General features: G+C 44.9%; 19 protein-coding genes. 10 read left to right on the plus strand and 9 right to left on the minus strand.

Features of this window, described 5'->3' with window-relative positions; translation table 11 throughout:
* The first annotated feature begins 1 nt into the window (after window position 1).
* A complete protein-coding gene (locus sps_RS09795) occupies window positions 2-988 on the plus strand; it encodes a lipase chaperone family protein (RefSeq protein ID WP_077752359.1) in 987 nt (328 codons plus the stop codon).
* A gap of 75 nt (window positions 989-1,063) precedes the next feature.
* Here sps_RS09795 and sps_RS09800 read toward each other — a convergent pair whose 3' ends face one another.
* A complete protein-coding gene (locus sps_RS09800) occupies window positions 1,064-1,492 on the minus strand; it encodes a hypothetical protein (protein WP_077752360.1) in 429 nt (142 codons plus the stop codon).
* 30 nt (window positions 1,493-1,522) lie between these two features.
* Entirely contained in the window at window positions 1,523-2,005 is a 483-nt protein-coding gene (locus sps_RS09805) for a DUF4136 domain-containing protein (protein ID WP_237158043.1), read from the minus strand.
* 350 nt (window positions 2,006-2,355) lie between these two features.
* On the opposite strand from sps_RS09805, the gene sps_RS09810 reads away from it, so the two are divergent.
* Together sps_RS09810 and sps_RS09815 are read left to right on the plus strand one after the other, a co-directional pair.
* Entirely contained in the window at window positions 2,356-2,949 is a 594-nt protein-coding gene (locus sps_RS09810; protein WP_077752362.1) for a LysE family translocator, read from the plus strand.
* A gap of 107 nt (window positions 2,950-3,056) precedes the next feature.
* Entirely contained in the window at window positions 3,057-3,623 is a 567-nt protein-coding gene (locus sps_RS09815; RefSeq protein WP_077752363.1) for a DUF1415 domain-containing protein, read from the plus strand.
* Window positions 3,624-3,712: 89 nt separating this feature from the next.
* On the opposite strand, the gene rihA is transcribed toward sps_RS09815, so the two are convergent.
* Both rihA and sps_RS09825 read right to left on the minus strand, forming a co-directional pair.
* Window positions 3,713-4,654: a pyrimidine-specific ribonucleoside hydrolase RihA gene (rihA, locus tag sps_RS09820; RefSeq protein ID WP_077752364.1), complete on the minus strand. Its 942-nt coding sequence runs from the start codon at window positions 4,652-4,654 to the stop codon at window positions 3,713-3,715.
* A gap of 127 nt (window positions 4,655-4,781) precedes the next feature.
* Window positions 4,782-5,324, minus strand: coding sequence for a GNAT family N-acetyltransferase (locus tag sps_RS09825; protein ID WP_077752365.1), 543 nt, complete (start codon window positions 5,322-5,324; stop codon window positions 4,782-4,784).
* A gap of 256 nt (window positions 5,325-5,580) precedes the next feature.
* Here sps_RS09825 and sps_RS09830 point away from each other — a divergent pair, with 256 nt between their 5' ends.
* The 3 genes from sps_RS09830 (at window position 5,581) to sps_RS09840 (ending at window position 7,691) form a co-directional block, all read left to right on the plus strand.
* Entirely contained in the window at window positions 5,581-6,348 is a 768-nt protein-coding gene (locus sps_RS09830; protein WP_077752366.1) for a ribonuclease H1 domain-containing protein, read from the plus strand.
* A gap of 47 nt (window positions 6,349-6,395) precedes the next feature.
* On the plus strand, window positions 6,396-7,028 hold the full coding sequence (locus sps_RS09835; RefSeq protein WP_077752367.1) for a sulfotransferase family protein: 633 nt from the start codon (window positions 6,396-6,398) through the stop codon (window positions 7,026-7,028).
* A 90-nt stretch (window positions 7,029-7,118) separates the two neighbouring features.
* Window positions 7,119-7,691, plus strand: coding sequence for a tRNA-(ms[2]io[6]A)-hydroxylase (locus tag sps_RS09840; protein WP_077752368.1), 573 nt, complete (start codon window positions 7,119-7,121; stop codon window positions 7,689-7,691).
* 75 nt (window positions 7,692-7,766) lie between these two features.
* On the opposite strand, the gene sps_RS09845 is transcribed toward sps_RS09840, so the two are convergent.
* A complete protein-coding gene (locus sps_RS09845) occupies window positions 7,767-8,669 on the minus strand; it encodes a LysR family transcriptional regulator (RefSeq protein WP_077755627.1) in 903 nt (300 codons plus the stop codon).
* 143 nt (window positions 8,670-8,812) lie between these two features.
* Here sps_RS09845 and sps_RS09850 point away from each other — a divergent pair, with 143 nt between their 5' ends.
* Entirely contained in the window at window positions 8,813-9,451 is a 639-nt protein-coding gene (locus tag sps_RS09850; RefSeq protein ID WP_077752369.1) for an NAD(P)-dependent oxidoreductase, read from the plus strand.
* A 155-nt stretch (window positions 9,452-9,606) separates the two neighbouring features.
* Here sps_RS09850 and sps_RS09855 read toward each other — a convergent pair whose 3' ends face one another.
* Both sps_RS09855 and sps_RS09860 read right to left on the minus strand, forming a co-directional pair.
* Window positions 9,607-10,215, minus strand: coding sequence for a short chain dehydrogenase (locus sps_RS09855; RefSeq protein ID WP_077752370.1), 609 nt, complete (start codon window positions 10,213-10,215; stop codon window positions 9,607-9,609).
* A gap of 134 nt (window positions 10,216-10,349) precedes the next feature.
* Window positions 10,350-11,339 (minus strand): haloalkane dehalogenase, encoded by a 990-nt coding sequence (locus sps_RS09860; protein ID WP_077752371.1) that lies wholly within the window; start codon window positions 11,337-11,339, stop codon window positions 10,350-10,352.
* A gap of 143 nt (window positions 11,340-11,482) precedes the next feature.
* Here sps_RS09860 and sps_RS09865 point away from each other — a divergent pair, with 143 nt between their 5' ends.
* From sps_RS09865 to sps_RS09875, 3 genes are all read left to right on the plus strand, one after another.
* Window positions 11,483-12,334 carry a LysR family transcriptional regulator gene (locus sps_RS09865; protein ID WP_077752372.1) on the plus strand — a complete coding sequence of 284 codons (852 nt, stop codon included), beginning with the start codon at window positions 11,483-11,485 and terminating at the stop codon, window positions 12,332-12,334.
* A gap of 45 nt (window positions 12,335-12,379) precedes the next feature.
* Window positions 12,380-13,147, plus strand: coding sequence for a helix-turn-helix transcriptional regulator (locus sps_RS09870; protein ID WP_077752373.1), 768 nt, complete (start codon window positions 12,380-12,382; stop codon window positions 13,145-13,147).
* Between the two features lie 161 nt (window positions 13,148-13,308).
* Window positions 13,309-14,046 (plus strand): transglutaminase-like domain-containing protein, encoded by a 738-nt coding sequence (locus sps_RS09875; RefSeq protein ID WP_077752374.1) that lies wholly within the window; start codon window positions 13,309-13,311, stop codon window positions 14,044-14,046.
* A 78-nt stretch (window positions 14,047-14,124) separates the two neighbouring features.
* Here the strand turns inward: sps_RS09875 and sps_RS09880 are convergent, their stop codons facing one another.
* Window positions 14,125-15,312, minus strand: a complete 1,188-nt coding sequence (locus sps_RS09880) for an aminotransferase class V-fold PLP-dependent enzyme (RefSeq protein ID WP_077752375.1) — start codon at window positions 15,310-15,312, stop codon at window positions 14,125-14,127.
* Between the two features lie 78 nt (window positions 15,313-15,390).
* Window positions 15,391-16,236 carry a tryptophan 2,3-dioxygenase gene (gene kynA, locus sps_RS09885; RefSeq protein WP_077752376.1) on the minus strand — a complete coding sequence of 282 codons (846 nt, stop codon included), beginning with the start codon at window positions 16,234-16,236 and terminating at the stop codon, window positions 15,391-15,393.
* Window positions 16,237-16,368: the final 132 nt, after the last annotated feature.

A 16,368-nucleotide genomic window follows, 5' to 3' on the forward strand; every position in this document is an offset into this window, starting at 1 on the left:
CATGAATAACAGAACTAAGCCAAGCCAACGATTCACTAAGCCCATAGGTATATTTGTGCTGATATCGTTAATTTTACTCACCCTTGGCTTGGTTCTGTATCCAGCTTTCACTGCAGAACATCGAAGCTCGTCACCAAAATTAACCAGTAAAACAGGGCAAGAAACCCCATCACTTAAATCACACTCAAGAGATGTTAAACCATCACTGCCGCCTCAAGATATTAGGCATCCATTGATATTGGAGCTGGCGCTAAGATGGACCTTTGATGACATCATCCTAGAGTATCAACAGACTCAAATCCCCCTAGAGCCTAGGCTCATTCAGCTAGCTCAAAGTCTAGCGTTAAACTCGACAGATCAAGCCTATCTTTTAGCCCTATTTTGGCGTTATCGTGACTATCAACTGGCTCTGGTCGAGATAAAAAATCTCAGCCCCAGCATAGATGAAGATATGCAGATTTCCCAGAGCTATGACTTTATTGAACTAACTCATGATAGCCAGTATCGATTTTTCAATGACGAGGAGATTAATGCCTTCTTCGCACAAGACAATGCTTACGACCGACAAGCCATAGCCAGAGTGGCTATCAGGCAAGATACCTCTCTAACCTCGGAGCAAAAAAAGCAATTGCTAGCCCATCAAATCAGTCAGTTAGATGCGTCTGAGCAACAAGCATTACTCCCCAGTCTCCAAGCCGATAAAATTGTCGCATTACTCAATAACAATCAAGTTCAACCACTGGAGATGACACCGGAAGTTTCAGCCAGAGTAGAGAAAGTAAAAATCACAGAAAAGCAATGGAAAGCCCGAGTCAAAAACTATCAAAATTTTCAGCAGACATTAAAGAAAGACTATGAGAATGTGGATGTAAATGCAGAGGAAGATGAGATAAAGATTGAAGCATATCTTAAGCAACATTTTACTTCACAAGAGATAAAACGATTGCAGGTTTTTTTAAGACACCCCAGTCTTCTTGATGCCAGCTAAGCATTTGGTCTGCCCAATATGAAACAAGCCCTTGCGGGCTTGTTTTGCGCTAACAGAGATAACTTATGATTGGTATTAGTCTTTGTCGGCAGGTTTCTTGCCCATTATATCCAGTTTACCTTTCTTGGAGAGTCCGGCAACAGCCATGGTCTGACTACCGACGCTGTCATAGGTAAAATCGATAGACTCGAGCTTAGTATCACCTTTAGGCACACTGATACTGCGACTCGACAGTCCTTTGGTCAATATACCTAAATTGTCCACGGTCTTGCTGGTACCATCACTCATTTTTAATACGACTTTATGCAGGTTCACCGAACCTTGAGTGCATTTTAGCTTGATATGAGTGACGCTTTTCTCACTATAATGAGGAGTAACCGTATCGGTTTCAGTCTTATAATCGACTGTCTTATCTGCAATTTTAACCCACTCTGCAGATGCTAAGCCTTGAAACGAAATCAGCGCTAATGCTAATACTAAGATTCGTGTCATTGAAAATTTCAAAATCCTTCTCCTAAACTTCTATCTTTAAAATTAAACGTTAGGAACGCTTCCCAACATTAAAGAAATAAGTTCATCAAAACGTTGCTGCCTCTGTTCACCAGACTGTTTAAAATCAGTAAAGCCCTGGGCTAATACCCGCCAAACCGGCTGTAACTGATTAGGCTTGAAAAGTGCCACCAGCACGGAACCTTTCTCATACTGTTCGGTGTCGATACCAGTAGTCGATAAGCCAGCCACTAAACCGGCTTTCTTCAAAATTTCGGCATCACTCATATCGGACTCGAGTGCTAAACCAAAACCTAACAGCAAATCTGGAGACTCATCAATAGACACGAGTCGATAACCTTTAGACTCCATCATTTGAGTGATCGCAGTTCGCATATGACGAACGACTTCTTCACTGTCAATTCTCTCATCCGCAACCACATTTTCCAATGAAGGATGCCAGGCAAAACGAGAAGTTTTGTCAGAAATGAAACCGAGATCACCCGTTGTCACCATAGTCGTGCGCATTGGGCTAGTTTCAACGTGGTCAACAGTGACGCAGGCCGTCAAAAATGTGATTAAAAATAAGCAAATTAGTTTTTTGATAGTGAGGTTCCTTTTCGATATCAGCGCTAGGCACTCAACAATTTTTCAATGCCTCAACAATAACCTAGCAAAGGTTAACCTAACCTGACTCATAAGTAACCAAAATTGAAAACATTTGCCCATGGCCTATCTAGAATAATAATCTTAAAATACTGGGCTTAGGATGCTTCACTATAAACCAGATTAAGAAAATGAGTCCCAGTTGCAAGTTTAGCTTCACTGTCTCACCAATTTAGCTAATATAGTTTCCCTGTTTACCCTACAGGTCATATATGGAACTCATTTTAGCTATTGCTCTGTTTGCCTTTTCGTCCGGAATAACCCCGGGCCCAAACAACGTCATGTTGATGAGCTCAGGGGTCAACTTTGGTATAAAACGTAGCTTGCCGCATTTAATTGGCATCTGCCTCGGCTTCCCTTGTATGGTACTCGCCATAGGTTTAGGCATGAGCGCCCTATTCCAGACCTATCCGGTGATTCACTTAGTCATCAAATATATAGGGATAACTTACCTGCTCTACCTCTCATGGCTAATCGCCAATAGCAGCAGTAAAATGGAAGGGAAAGAGACATCGAATCCATTGAGCTTTATACAAGCGGCCGCCTTTCAATGGGTCAATCCAAAAGGCTGGATCATGGCCGTGGGTGCTGTAGCGACCTTCACCAATCTTGATACGTCCTTAACCCCTCAAGTATTAACTATCGCAGCCGTCTTCCTCGGCGCCGCCTTTCCTTGCGCCATCACTTGGCTAGGTTTTGGGGTCGCCCTTAAACGTCTACTCAAAAATGAACGACAACAGAAAATGTTCAACATCTCCATGGCACTCTTACTCGTGGCATCAATTATCCCTATGATCATGCCATAACTGCATGGTGCCTTTAAAAGGGAGATGAAAAGCAAGCTTGCACCTGGCAAGTTTCCTCCTTATCCTTGCCCATCGATGCATCATCAAAACAGATTAAGGCAAGCCCCATGTCACAGCACGAACAAGACAAAGAACTTCAGCTCATCGCTCAACAGACTCAGAATTGGGTAGAGCGGGTAATAATGAAGTACAACATCTGTCCGTTCGCTCGCCGGGAAGTCGAACGGGGCAGCATACGCTACTCGGTCATAGACGAGTCCAAGATGCATAATGTGCTCGAAGCCTTAATAAAAGAGTGTAAGCGGTTAGATGACAATCCAGAATTAGAGACCACACTATTTATCGTCCCCCGTGGTTTCGAAGGCTTCTACCCTTACCTGGATCTGGTCGATGTCGCCAATGACCTACTCATAGAGCAAGGCTATGAAGGTGTTTATCAACTGGCCAGCATGCATCCGGATTACTGTTTCGATGGGGAGCCTATGGATGAGCCATCTAACTATACCAATCGCTCTCCCTACCCCTTGTTGCATATCATTCGAGAATCTAGCATGGAGCAAGCACTAGCCAGCTATGACGATCCGGAATCCATTCCCGAACGAAATATCGAATTTACCCAGCGTAAAGGCAGTGATTTTTTTGCCAAGCTGCTCTCCCAATGCATGGAAAAGTAAGTTTCACAGAGATTCACCAATGAGCGCATAATCTGCTGATAAAATATGCGCTCAAAACCTCTTAATTTAAAAAGTTAGCCGAGTGAAGACTATTTATTGTAAGCCTGCAAGCATTCGACGATAAGCTCCACAAAACCGTCACGATCCACATCGAACAGCACCTTGGCATTAGGCTTATTGCCCGTTAACTGATATCTGTCCACCACTGTCATGCCTTGGGTATACTCTCCCTTAGTCTCTATACCGACCCACACATCTTGGGCAGTAAACAGCTCAGGTTTCAGCAGCCAGGCTATGGTGCAAGGGTCGTGCAGAGGTGCGCCCTTGAGTCCCCACTTAGGATCCTGATGATAGATCATGAAGAAATCCAATAGACCCGCGACGCACTGAGCCACCGGATTATCTATGGCGCGAATTCGTTCTATATCTTGATCCACGATATAAGCTTGGTGAGTCACATCCAGCCCACACATGACGATGGGAATACCTGATTTAAACACCATATCGGCCGCTTCAGGGTCGACAAAAATATTAAACTCGGCGGCCGGCGTCCAGTTACCCGCAGCCGCAGCGCCCCCCATCAAGACAATGCTGTCTATCTTAGCGTGCAATTCGGGGTGGCTGGCTAACAGCAAGGCGATATTGGTCAAAGGGCCCGTAGGATTGAGGATCACCGGCACCTTAGTGGCGCGAATTTTCTGCGCCATTAACTCCACCGCATTGAGCTCAACCGGAGCAAAACCAGGATCAGGTAACTTAGGGCCATCTAGGCCTGACTCGCCGTGCACATTGTCGGCAATGATCAACTCCCTCGCCAAAGGTTTAAGCGCGCCACCAGCCACGGGCACCTCATATTGCCCCAGTAAAGTCAGTATGCGCAGCGCATTATTGAGTGTCTTATCTGGTGTCTGATTGCCGGCACTCGTGGTCACTGCCAACACATCCAAGGCTCTAGTACTGAAAGCAAGAATAAGGGAGATGGCATCATCATGGCCTGGATCGCAATCACAGATAATGGGACGACTCGTCATATTATTTACTCCTGAAAAATCAAAGTGAATCTAGCTGAACGAATAGTAACATTTTAAGAGTTTACCTAAGGTTAAAGATAATTCAGTGAGTCAGCCAGCAACCTAAAGAGATATGAACTAATCCGAGTCATAATGATTTAGTCATAGGAATACACATAAGGTCGATACCACTAGGATGTCGCCATTGAGTCTCATCTCCGGCGATATAGCCTAAATTTTGATAAAAACCAGCTGCATTTAATGAAGAGGATAACGATAAAGTCTTCACGCCCGCTTTTTTAGCCTGCACTTCAAGCTTGGCGGCGAGTAACTTACCTATGCCCATACCGACGGCCTCCGCGTCAACAAAAACAGCCTCTAATCGACATTGGGCAGCATCGACAAAGCCAAACCCAAGAACCCTCTCTTGAGTCTCTGCCTGAGTACCACTAACACTTTTACCCAGACACTCAGCGCCTTGTTCTCCGTTTGATGAGTCAAGCGTTTCAATAGCAACTATTCCGCCGAGAGATAACAAGATCTCAGTGAAGGTTTCCGGCATAGATGAACTGGCCCAAGTTTCACATTCAAACTTGGTATAGTGGCTCGCGCAGCCCACTAAGATTGCGCTGGTCCTTAGTTGCCATATACGCTGTATGTCATTTTTGGTCACGGCTCGCGTGGTGATCATGGCTTCTCCTTTAGTTGACTGCTTTTTAACTGAATATAAAAAGCTTAGGAGCTTAATTTCACAGCTATTCTCATCTGAGTCAATCTAGCGCCTAGTGAACTCGCCCATTAAAATGCAGTAAGATTGCGCAAACTATCTCAGTCTTATGGCTTCTTGCCTCTGATTAGGTGACTTTTGCGCTGGGTAACCGTAGTATTTGCCACAATATATTTTCTTCTGTTCAACAACTTCTTTGATTAAAAAAATAGAGTATCAAATGGCTAAAAAGTTTTATGTGGTATGGGTAGGACGTGAAACAGGGATTTTTACTACTTGGGATGAAGCCAAGCGCCAGGTCGATAAATTTCCTAAGGCTAAGTACAAATCCTTTAAAACAAAAGCCGAAGCCGATGCCGCATTTTCAAAAGGTGCATCGAGCACCTATGCTGCTAAACCAGCTAATACCTCTAGCCCAAGTAAGAGTCACAGTGCACCAACAAGCAAAACATCAGCCTCTAACGCTGACTATGATGTGGTTATCTACACCGATGGTGGCTGTGAGCCCAACCCAGGTAAAGCAGGCTCTGGCGTTGCTGTGTATAAAAATAATGAATTATCTGAACTTTGGTACGGTTTATATAATAGCTATGGCACCAATAATTCCGCCGAACTCAACGCACTGCATCAAGCACTATTAATTGCAAAAGAGAACTTGGCAGCAGGTAAGTCAGTGCATATCCGTAGTGACTCCCAATACTCAATCAATTGCATCACTAACTGGGCCTATGGCTGGAAAACCAAAGGCTGGAAGCGTAAGACTGCCGGGGACATTAAGAACCTGGAGATCATTCAGGCATCACATGCCCTGTATGAAGAGCTTAAAGAAAAGCTGGTGATCTCCCATGTGGCGGCCCATATTGGCATCGAAGGTAACGAACTAGCCGATAGAATGTCTATCTATGCCATAGATAAAAAAGATGTTGAGTTTTGCCGCTATCCAGAGCCAATAGAACTTACTGGGATCCTAAGTTTACGCGCGGGTTAATCCTCGCCACTTTAAAATACAAAGTTAATCCAAAAGAGCCCAATCAAGTGACAGAGCAAAAAGTTTTTATCATAGGCCTACCAAGAACGGCCACCACCAGCGCCTGTGTCGCCACCCTTTCTTTAGGGTTTAAGACCGCGCACACGGCCTATACCCAAAGGGCCATGGATGAGGCTCAGATCATCGCCGATACTCCGGTATTTTGTGATTATCAGCAACTCGATAAAACCTATCCAGATGCTAAGTTTGTGTACCTTACCCGTGAGTCTGATAAGTGGCTGCCTTCTATTCGTCAGCTTTTAGAACGCATGCATAACAATTTACAGCGCAGCGATGGTGGATTTAACCCAGTATTAAAACGTTGCTATAACGAGACTTTTACTCCGCTGACCTTAGATAATATTGCCAAAGACAGTTTTCTGCTTGAATGTTATCGGCGCCATTTCCAAGGCGCTTTGGATTATTTTAAAGGCCGTGAGCAAGATCTGCTGATGATAGATGTCGCCGATGCTGGAAGCTTTCAACGACTAGCCCACTTTTTAAGCATCACAGATATCGACCCCTCGCAGAATTTTGAACACATCAATATTGGCGGTAAGGTCACTGCCTGGAAAAAGATAAAACACCCGTTGAAAATAGAAGCGACCGAGAAGGGTAAAATCGACAGCGTTAAGCGATGAGGCAGCTTCTAATGAAACAGTCACTAGGTTAGTGCTTTGCTACTTGGCCTAACTTAGGTAAAATGCCGTTTTTTCTCGCCGAGAGCACTTATGTTTGATTTGAAATACCACACGCCGTTTACGTGGACCGAAAAGGTATTAGCCGATTTCGATACCTTTTTACAAGATCATGCTTCGGCAGAAAAGAAAGCCTCTGGCATGGCCATGTCTATGTTGTCTCATTATCCCCAGCATAAGAAACTGGCACGTGCGATGACAGAGCTAGCTCTCGAGGAGCTGATCCATTTCAAGCAGGTATTAAAGCTTATTCATGGCCGTGATAATGAACTCGGCCGCGATCAGAAAGATGAGTACATCACTCAAGTTCGCAAGCTTCACAGGCACCCAAGCGATCAACTGTTTTTAGACCGCATGCTTATCGCCGGCGTTATCGAAGCCCGCGGTTATGAACGTTTCTCTCTCGTTGCCGAGGCGCTTGAGCCGGGTAAAGAGAAAGACTTCTATGAAGCCATCGCCAAATCGGAAGAGAAACATAAAGAGATGTTTGTCGAACTGGCCTATGAATATTTCGATAAAGAGGTCGTCGACACGCGCCTGGAAGAGCTGCTTATCGATGAAGCCAAGATTTGTGAGAGCATCCCTTTCACCTCTGCACTGCATTAATTCATCATGATGACAACAAGCCCATTTTTAGGGGCTTGTTGTCAGCACTTAACCAACAAACATTAATGAATAGGGCTAATCCACGGGCACTAAGCGTTTGATATCCTCTTGCCATTGCTCTGCGATAAAGTCGATAAACTGTCTCACCAAAGGTAACTGATAACTGCGGGACAGATAGACGGCCCATAGTGCGCTCGCTGAAGTATGATAATCCAGAAGTATAGGGCGTAGCTGTTTAGCTGCAATGGCAGGATTGGCCAGATCGCAGGGTAACCTGACAACGCCTTTTCCTCGACTGGCTGAGCGAAGCAACAAGCCCACATCATTACCTTGAATATTACCTTTCACCGTCACCGAAATTTGTTGGTTATCACGAATAAAGCGCCACTCAGACATGCCAAGATGCACTAAACAGTTGTGCTTTGTTAGCTCAGCGGGTGATACAGGCTCTCCATGCTGTTTAAGGTACTCATCGGACGCGCACAACACAGAATCTATCGAAAACAATTTACGGGCAATAAGGTTATCATCGGGTTGCTCGGTATATCTAAGGGCTATATCTATGCGCTCATCCACTAATTGCGAGTAAGTATCCGAGGCCAGAATATCAATATTGACCCATGGGTGACGCTCGGTAAAATCTTCCACCAGGTCAATCAACATGTTTTGTGAGAGCCCGATTGGTGCGGCAATCCGAATCGTTCCCGATAGCTTATCAGCCTGAGATAACGCCTCGACCTCTAACGCTGCGGTTTCATCTAAAATTCGCTCACAACGCTTGATTGCAGCTTCACCAGCATGGGTCAAACTCACCTTTCTTGTGGTGCGATGCAACAATCTCTGCTTCAACCAGGACTCAAGATCTTGTACATGCCGAGACACCTGCAATCGGCTCAGGCTCAAATTATCCGCAGCCTTAGTGAAACTGGCAGTATTTGCCACCTCGACGAAACTTCGCATCGCAGTAAACCTATCCATTGCACTCACCATTAGCATCCTAGATAGATACAATCTACATCACTAATCGATATTTATCCCGAATTACCTGACTAGTAGACTGTAATGGTTATCAAAACTGAATACTTATACCGATTGGTATTAGATTAAAAAGAGGGTTTAACATGAAAATTGCAGTCATAGGCGCATCGGGTTGGATTGGCAGCCATATCGTTACAGAAGCTAAAAGCCGAGGCCATCAAGTTATCGCCTTAGTACGAGATCCAGCTAAGATCACTGATATCGACGTTGAAGTTCGCCGCTTCGATCTACTCGACAACCAAGCAGATTTAGTCACAGCAGTAAACGGCGCCGATGTGGTCATATCCGCTATCGGCGGCAGAGCCGCCGGCAATCATGGGATAGTTTCAAAAACGGCTGAGAAGCTGCTGGCCGAGCTAGCTAAAACCCAGGTTGAGCGACTCTTATGGGTTGGCGGCGCAGGCTCATTGGAAGTCGCTCCTAATATGCAGCTTGTCGATACGCCGGAGTTTCCAGCAGAATATCACACTGAGTCAATAGAGATGGGTAAGGCACTGGAGGTATTTCGTCAAAGTACCAGCCCCATTAACTGGACGTTTATCAGTCCAGCGGCGCTGATTTTTCCCGGTGAAAAACAAGCCAAGTATCGTGTTGGCGCAGAGCAGTTACTCGTCGATTCAGAGGGAAATAGCAAGATATCGGTTAGTGACTATGCACTCGCCATGATCGATGAGCTAGAAGCCGCTAACTATCCCCAGCAACGCATAGGTGTTGCTTATTAATTGACAAGGATAGAAATAAAAAGGTCAGTGGATTGTTAATGTAGAAAACCGTAGAAAACACACTGACCTTTCACTCTTCTCGATAACGATTTGCTAATCACTGTTAACCCATTGCATCAGCTAATGGCTACTGAGAAGTAAGTCAGCATGCCGACTTACTCATCTAAACCTCCGATGGCTTGATAAACGACACCATTCTTCAGCCCGCTAACACTGGCAGCATAATAGGCAGCAAGCTCATTGGCTGGCATACCAGTACTGCTGTCCATGCCGAGCATCTCCATGGTTTCTTTGACGAAACTTGGGCTCACAGCATTAAGCCTTTTGCCATCAGTCAATTCAAGTGCAGCAGCCCCTACGAAACCATTGACCGCAGCAGTTGCCATAGAGATAGCAGCAGTCCCAGGCGATGGATTATTTGAAGACTGCCCCGATGTTAAGGTGATCGAGCCGCCCTGATTAAGGTATTCCAATCCTATTCTAACCAGATTGACCTGCCCCATGACTTTACTGTCCAGCACCGTCTGGTAACCAGAGTCAGGCATATCCGCAAGGCTGCCCATGGCACCATTTCCCGCCATGCTCACCACCGCATCGACCATGCCGACTTGCTCAAACAGGGCTTGAATAGATTCTTTACTCTGGGTATCCACTGTTACCGCTCCGCGGCTATGGCCCACAGAGATAACATCATGGAGTTGTGATAAATGCTTCACTACTGCCTGACCAATAACACCGTTTGCACCGATTGCTAAAATTTTCATCGTCTTTGCTTCCTTTTCTCATGTAATTTTTAAATGTAATTTTATTAACGTGACTTTTGTAAACATGCTTTTTAAACGAAACAGCCTTATGTGACTTACTTACTTAGGTTGCTGACTCATTGCTATAGCCGAAACTAAAATGCCGTTTGTTGCAGCCAGTTAGCGACACTCGATGCCAGCTGGCGAGATTGATCTTCCTGTAGAAAGTGCGAGGCATTTTCTATGGTGGTATGGGGCTGCTCTGCTGCGCCACTGAAGTTCTGCTGAAATTTAAGGTCATAACCTTGCCCCGCTAAGAAGGGGTCTTTATCACTAAACAAGGTCAAAATTGGCTTATTCCATTGCTTGAGTTTCTGCCAGTCGGCATTGACCTGATTAAGCTCAGAGGCAACGATTTGAGGCATTTTGCGCGGTCCGGCATAGTACTTTTCTGAGGGGAATGGCGCATCATAAGCTTGCATCTCGGCTTCACTCAGATCACGAGTCGTCAATGTTTGGATAATTTTTCCAACTTCTAAGCTCGTTGAATGCTTAAAGTAGCTGGCCCAGTTGCCATAGTTAATGTGATTTGAAAAGGTATTTAAGCTTGGTTTACCTGCCTTTGCAGCGAGAAACTTGAGCACCTTTGGCACCATAAACTTTTCCAGACTATTCATCTCAGCCAGCGCCGTGTTGGCTAATACCAAACGGTCTAACCATCCAGGCTCTTGTGCCAAAACTCTTAGGCCAATCATGCCGCCCCAGTCCTGCATAAAGGCACTGGCATGCTTAATCCCAAGTTGCTGCACAAAACTGCGCATCCATTTGACGTGATTGCCATAGGTATGCGTCTCGGAACTCATTGGCTTATCTGACTTACCAAAACCGATTAAGTCGGGTGCAATCACTCGATATCCGGCATCAACCAAATCTGGGATCATATGCCTGTACAGATAGCTCCATGAGGGCTGGCCATGCAATAAAAAGATGGTTTTATCATGGTCTTGTCCTGCGTCGATATAATGAAGTCGCATACCATCGACCAGCATATAGTTTGCAGCAAACGGATAATCCTTCAGTCCGCCAAAGGCTCCATCAGGCGTTCTCAAGGTATCTGTTTTTAGTGGGAAACTTGTCTGCTTCATGTTGTTGCCCTTTTGTTCTCTTGGATTGAAGGTCTGCTGACTGACATATATTCAGTGAGCGTGTTCGAATGAGATAACTTTAAGGCAACACTTGTTCACAAAAAAGCATAGCTTTTAGCACTAGATGGTCATATTATTAGACCATGGTGAATTTAGAACATCTTCAGGTTATCAATACCATCTGTGCAGAAGGCAGCTTTCAGAAAGCCAGCGAGAAACTGCACAAGGTGCGCTCGGCTGTGTCCTACTCAGTAAAACAAGTAGAAACCTATTACGATATTCAGATCTTTAATCGTCAAACCTATCGACCAGAACTCACTGCAGACGGCAAACTCTTAATCGTAAAGATTCGCCAGCTACTCAAGCAGGCTAGTGATTTTGAAACCTACGTTAATGAGCTAAAGGGTGAGTGCGAGACTGAGCTACGTCTAGGCGTTAGCTCCAACTTCCCCCTAGATAGGATCACAGAACTACTGCTCGAACTAAAACAGGACTTCCCTAGCACCACGATTCATCTGGAAATTGAAGTCGCATCCGGTGAGAGAATGCTACTGGATGAAAAGGTCGATATTGCTATCTATGGCACCCCTTTTAAAAACAAAGCGGTGGACTATAACTTGATTGATACTATGAATATCCCCCTACTCATCTCTACACAGCTGCCACTTAAGGATACGAGTCATGTCACTGAGGAGGAACTCACAAGCTATCCTCAGGTCATCGTAAAATCCACAGATAACAGATCGCCAGATACCAGTATTATTGATGATGCATTGAAGTGGTATGTTACAGATCTCCATACTAAAAAGACCTTAATCACTCAAGGCCTTGGCTGGGGACGTTTACCTGAACATATGGTGGAGGAAGAGTTGAAATCTGGGGAGTTAGTTAGCTTAAATACCTTAGGTGATTTTAAGCTTCCTATGTATATCGCTAAGCTAAAAAATAGGGCCCTGGGACCAGTGGCTCTTAAAATCTGGAACGATTTCCAGTAAGTTTAATAGCTTAACTTAACTCATAAAGAAAGAGACCAATAACATATGCGTCCAACGGTTTGGCTAAAGCCCGGTATGCTAATTATTTATGGCGCAGCCCTCGACGCAGCACCCCATAAGCATCATGCCATTCAGCTGATATGGCCAAGCAATGACTCAAGTTATCGACTCAATGGCAATGTCGCTGCAGGCGCATTGTTAATCGATGCTGACGTAGAGCACCAACTTTCAATGAAAGCGGGTTGGATAGTCCTGATAGAACCTCTGAGTTATTGGGGCAAGACCTTACAAGCTCAACTTGCTGGTCGGTCAATACACCAACTAGCACTGCTCGGCTTCGCTAAATCGGTCACTAAGCCAGTAACTAAAGTAATGGAAGCAGAGCCCTTTTCTTTGTTAGCCCCACTGTTTGAGTCCTTAGAAATAGACTTGAGCGCCTCTCCTCTTTCTCGGCCACACTCAGATCAAAGAATTCAAAAGCTCATTTCACAACTCGATAGCTGTTTTGATGGTGATTGTATCAAGCCCAGCAGTTGGCGAGCTGCAGAAGTTGCAGAGCAACTCGCCTTGTCCGAAAGCCGTTTTCTGCATCTTTTTCGAGAGCAGATGGGCATAGCCTGGCGCCCCTATCTATTATGGCGTCGAATGTTTTGCGCCGTAATAGCCCTTAAAAATGGCAACAACGTAACTCAAGCAGCTTACCTAGCAGGTTTTTCTGACAGTGCTCACCTGAGCCGAACCTTTAAAAATCAATTCGGCATGACAATTCGTCAAGCGTTAACCCTATTCCAACTAAAATCCTCATCTAGCTAAAGTCAGTAAACACAATACTCACTCAAGTTAGCCAGTTTATTCAATTTATCAACCGCGCAAACTCCTATTATCTGCACATAGACACTAAATCAATAAACACTAAGCCGATAAACGCTAAGTCAAAACGATGCCGATAAGAAAGCTTGAATCAGGAGTTACCCATGAAAACACTAATATCAAAGCACAGTGAAATAACCAAACAGCACTTACAGACCACTGCTATGTTAGATTTTGAGCACCCAAGCATTCAAAATCTCGTCGATAAACGTGGCTGGGCGCAGCTAAGTCAATATGATGCAATAGGGGCAATTTATACCTATGTGCGCGATGAGATCCGCTTTGGCTATAACGCTGATGACCGCCTCAGTGCCAGCCAAGTGTTAAAAGATGGCTACGGCCAATGCAATACCAAAGGCACCTTGCTTATGGCGCTATTAAGAGCCGTTGGGATCCCCAGTCGTTTCCATGGGTTTACCATCTTTAATGAGCTGCAACGCGGCGCCATTCCAAATTACCTATTTGCGATAGCACCGCAGCGAATTATCCATAGCTGGGTGGAAGTCGAGCTAGATGGCGGCTGGATTAACTTAGAGGGTTACATTATCGACCGAGACTACCTGACTCAGGTACAGCAAAGCTTCAGTCAGCAGTGCAAGCAATTTTCAGGCTATGGTATCTCAACTAAATGTCTTTCAAACCCAGATATCGATTGGAAAGGCCAAGATACCTATATTCAAAGTGAGGGGATAGCTGATGATTTTGGTTTGTATATTCAACCCGATGACTTTTATGTTAAATATGGCAGCAACCTAAGCGGAATAAAGAAATTCCTATTTCGTTACCTGCTACGTCACCTGATGAATCGCAATGTTAACCGTATCCGAGCTAAAGGCATCTAAAACTAATTCACATGATATTAGCCTAACGCTCTAACGTGTCGACATCCCAACTGGGGATTGTCGACAGCTGATAGCCCACTAGCTAATCCGCCGAGCAAGGTCTTCAACCGCATTGAGTGCCTGTTCCAGCTGATGATTAGTCACATAAGGCGCTGGGCCAAACCTGAGTTGATTGCCACGGCTATCACATAAAATCCCCAGCTGACCCAGTTCTGCCACCCATTCACTCGCTTTAGCTGTGGTCAGTGCTAGAAAACCAGCATTATCGGCAATAGCATGTGACGGTAAGCTTAGGCATTCATGACTAAGCCCCATAGCTTCAATCCCTTGCCATAGCTGGCTTATCTGCCGCTGACTCACCTCTCTGAGCTTAATATCGGTAAGGTTTTGAGCCTCAAAAAAGTCAAACACTTCTGCGGCACGGTAGTGGCTGCTAGGATCATAGGTTGAGCCTGCAAATGCACTCTGCCCAGGACCAAACCCGACTTTACCCGGCGCTTGGCTGAGCACATCAAACTCGGTATACCAGCCAGTAATAATCGGGCTGCCTTGATAGTTTTTCGGGATCCGCATCATGCAGTTTCCCTCACCTGCCTGGCAGTACTTATAGCCACCCGCCACCACAAATGCCGACGCTAACTGCCACTCATAGAGATTAAAAGGCACCACATTCAGTGCATGATAGGCATCGACTAAACAGGGAATATTAAGGTTATCTGCCGCTTTGGCGACTAAGCCAACATCCCTGAATATCTCACTGGTACCGAAGAACACAGCTGAGACCATCACGGCATCGGTTTTATCATCTAGATGATTGATAAGACGCTCGGCTAAGGTGCTGCTAGGTTCAACTGGCACAACCTCAATATTGACATTAAGGTCTTTTAAGCGGTTTAGCTGACGACGCAGCGAGTGAAACTCACCATCTGTAGTCACTATCTTAATTGGCCTACCCAGCGATTGTTTAAAGCAGTTTAAATCTGACAAGAAGCGCAATAATAACTCATGGGTAGAAGCACCTAATGCGATCTGCCCCTTAGCCTCACCGAGTAAACTGCGGTAAAAGTCCCGCACTCTATCGGCCTTCTCAAAGGCTGCCAGCCACTTATCATCGATATGTGTTGCCGCATCATCGAAGCATTTTAGTAAGCCTTGTTTTGCCACATCTGGCCAGGCTTGATGAGAGTGACCCGAGAGTAAGATGCGTTCGCTGACCTTAAAGCTTTCATAATGGGGCTGCAGTGTTAGCGCGTTACCTTGGCTCATACTTTCCTCTCTTTCAAAGCGAGTGTTGTTATCATTTATGTTGAAAAAGCATTTTTATACATGAGTTTATACGTGAGCTTACAAATGAGTTCTAAGCTCAAACAGCTCAGGGAAAAAGCTAATATCCAGGGCTTTTTTCAAGAACCCGACACCCGTTGAGCCACCAGTGCCCATCTTGTTGCCTATAATTCGCTGCACCGTATACATGTGTTTGAAGCGCCATTGCTGAAAACTATCTTCAATATCTATTAGTTTTTCCGCTAATTCATAGAGTTGAAAGTGCTCATCAGCATTCTGATACACGCTTAACCAAGCTTGAAGCACTGAGTCGTTGCTCTGATAGGCTTGACTGAAGTCTCTACTTAGCACATCGGCGTCTATAGAAAGACCATTATCATGCAATACCTTAAGGGTCACATCATAGAGACTTGGCGCATCTAGGATAACCTTAAGCTCCTGATGCACCACAGGGTCACTTTCATGGACCTTGAGCAGAGACGCATTTTTATTGCCCAGTAAAAATTCGACTTTACGGTAACCATAGGACTGAAAACCGGAAGAATGCCCCAAGGCATCACGAAACTTAAGATAGTCCACAGGCGTCAATGTCGACAAAATATTCCAGGACTGAGTCAGCTGATTGAGGATCTGTTTCACCCGAGAGATAACTTTAAACCCATGGCCAAAATCTCCCTCTTGAATATTCTTTACCGCGCTACTCAATTCATGTCCCGCCAGCTTGAGCCACAGCTCACTTGCCTGATGGATCACGATAAACAGCATCTCATCATGCTGATAAGATAAAGGCTGTTGCGCCGTTAACACTTGATTTAGTTTTAGATAGTCACCGTAGGACATGTCATCTTTAAAATCCGTATGAATATCATCTTCCATGGCTCGGTAGTTATTGTGGGGACAGCTCATGCTCAAAGCTCCAATTTACTTTATAATTGTTGTTATAAAATGGTTATAGCTATTGTTATAAAATAGCCATTTTATTTAAGCATGAACATAAGGTGAAATCAGGCACGGCTACATATTAAAAAAAGCAGACCT

The organism is Shewanella psychrophila (genome assembly GCF_002005305.1).
Lineage (GTDB): Bacteria > Pseudomonadota > Gammaproteobacteria > Enterobacterales > Shewanellaceae > Shewanella > Shewanella psychrophila.

What these genes read in the sequence shown, in the direction of transcription:
- sps_RS09795 (WP_077752359.1), top strand. Translation starts at nt 2, where the DNA reads ATGAATAACAGAACTAAGCCAAGCCAACGATTCACTAAGCCCATAGGT.
- sps_RS09805 (WP_237158043.1), bottom strand. Translation starts at nt 2,005, where the DNA reads ATGCGCACGACTATGGTGACAACGGGTGATCTCGGTTTCATTTCTGAC.
- sps_RS09810 (WP_077752362.1), top strand. Translation starts at nt 2,356, where the DNA reads ATGGAACTCATTTTAGCTATTGCTCTGTTTGCCTTTTCGTCCGGAATA.
- sps_RS09815 (WP_077752363.1), top strand. Translation starts at nt 3,057, where the DNA reads ATGTCACAGCACGAACAAGACAAAGAACTTCAGCTCATCGCTCAACAG.
- rihA (WP_077752364.1), bottom strand. Translation starts at nt 4,654, where the DNA reads ATGACGAGTCGTCCCATTATCTGTGATTGCGATCCAGGCCATGATGAT.
- sps_RS09825 (WP_077752365.1), bottom strand. Translation starts at nt 5,324, where the DNA reads ATGATCACCACGCGAGCCGTGACCAAAAATGACATACAGCGTATATGG.
- sps_RS09830 (WP_077752366.1), top strand. Translation starts at nt 5,581, where the DNA reads ATGGCTAAAAAGTTTTATGTGGTATGGGTAGGACGTGAAACAGGGATT.
- sps_RS09840 (WP_077752368.1), top strand. Translation starts at nt 7,119, where the DNA reads ATGTTTGATTTGAAATACCACACGCCGTTTACGTGGACCGAAAAGGTA.
- sps_RS09845 (WP_077755627.1), bottom strand. Translation starts at nt 8,669, where the DNA reads ATGGATAGGTTTACTGCGATGCGAAGTTTCGTCGAGGTGGCAAATACT.
- sps_RS09850 (WP_077752369.1), top strand. Translation starts at nt 8,813, where the DNA reads ATGAAAATTGCAGTCATAGGCGCATCGGGTTGGATTGGCAGCCATATC.
- sps_RS09855 (WP_077752370.1), bottom strand. Translation starts at nt 10,215, where the DNA reads ATGAAAATTTTAGCAATCGGTGCAAACGGTGTTATTGGTCAGGCAGTA.
- sps_RS09860 (WP_077752371.1), bottom strand. Translation starts at nt 11,339, where the DNA reads ATGAAGCAGACAAGTTTCCCACTAAAAACAGATACCTTGAGAACGCCT.
- sps_RS09865 (WP_077752372.1), top strand. Translation starts at nt 11,483, where the DNA reads ATGGTGAATTTAGAACATCTTCAGGTTATCAATACCATCTGTGCAGAA.
- sps_RS09870 (WP_077752373.1), top strand. Translation starts at nt 12,380, where the DNA reads ATGCGTCCAACGGTTTGGCTAAAGCCCGGTATGCTAATTATTTATGGC.
- sps_RS09875 (WP_077752374.1), top strand. Translation starts at nt 13,309, where the DNA reads ATGAAAACACTAATATCAAAGCACAGTGAAATAACCAAACAGCACTTA.
- sps_RS09880 (WP_077752375.1), bottom strand. Translation starts at nt 15,312, where the DNA reads ATGAGCCAAGGTAACGCGCTAACACTGCAGCCCCATTATGAAAGCTTT.
- kynA (WP_077752376.1), bottom strand. Translation starts at nt 16,236, where the DNA reads ATGAGCTGTCCCCACAATAACTACCGAGCCATGGAAGATGATATTCAT.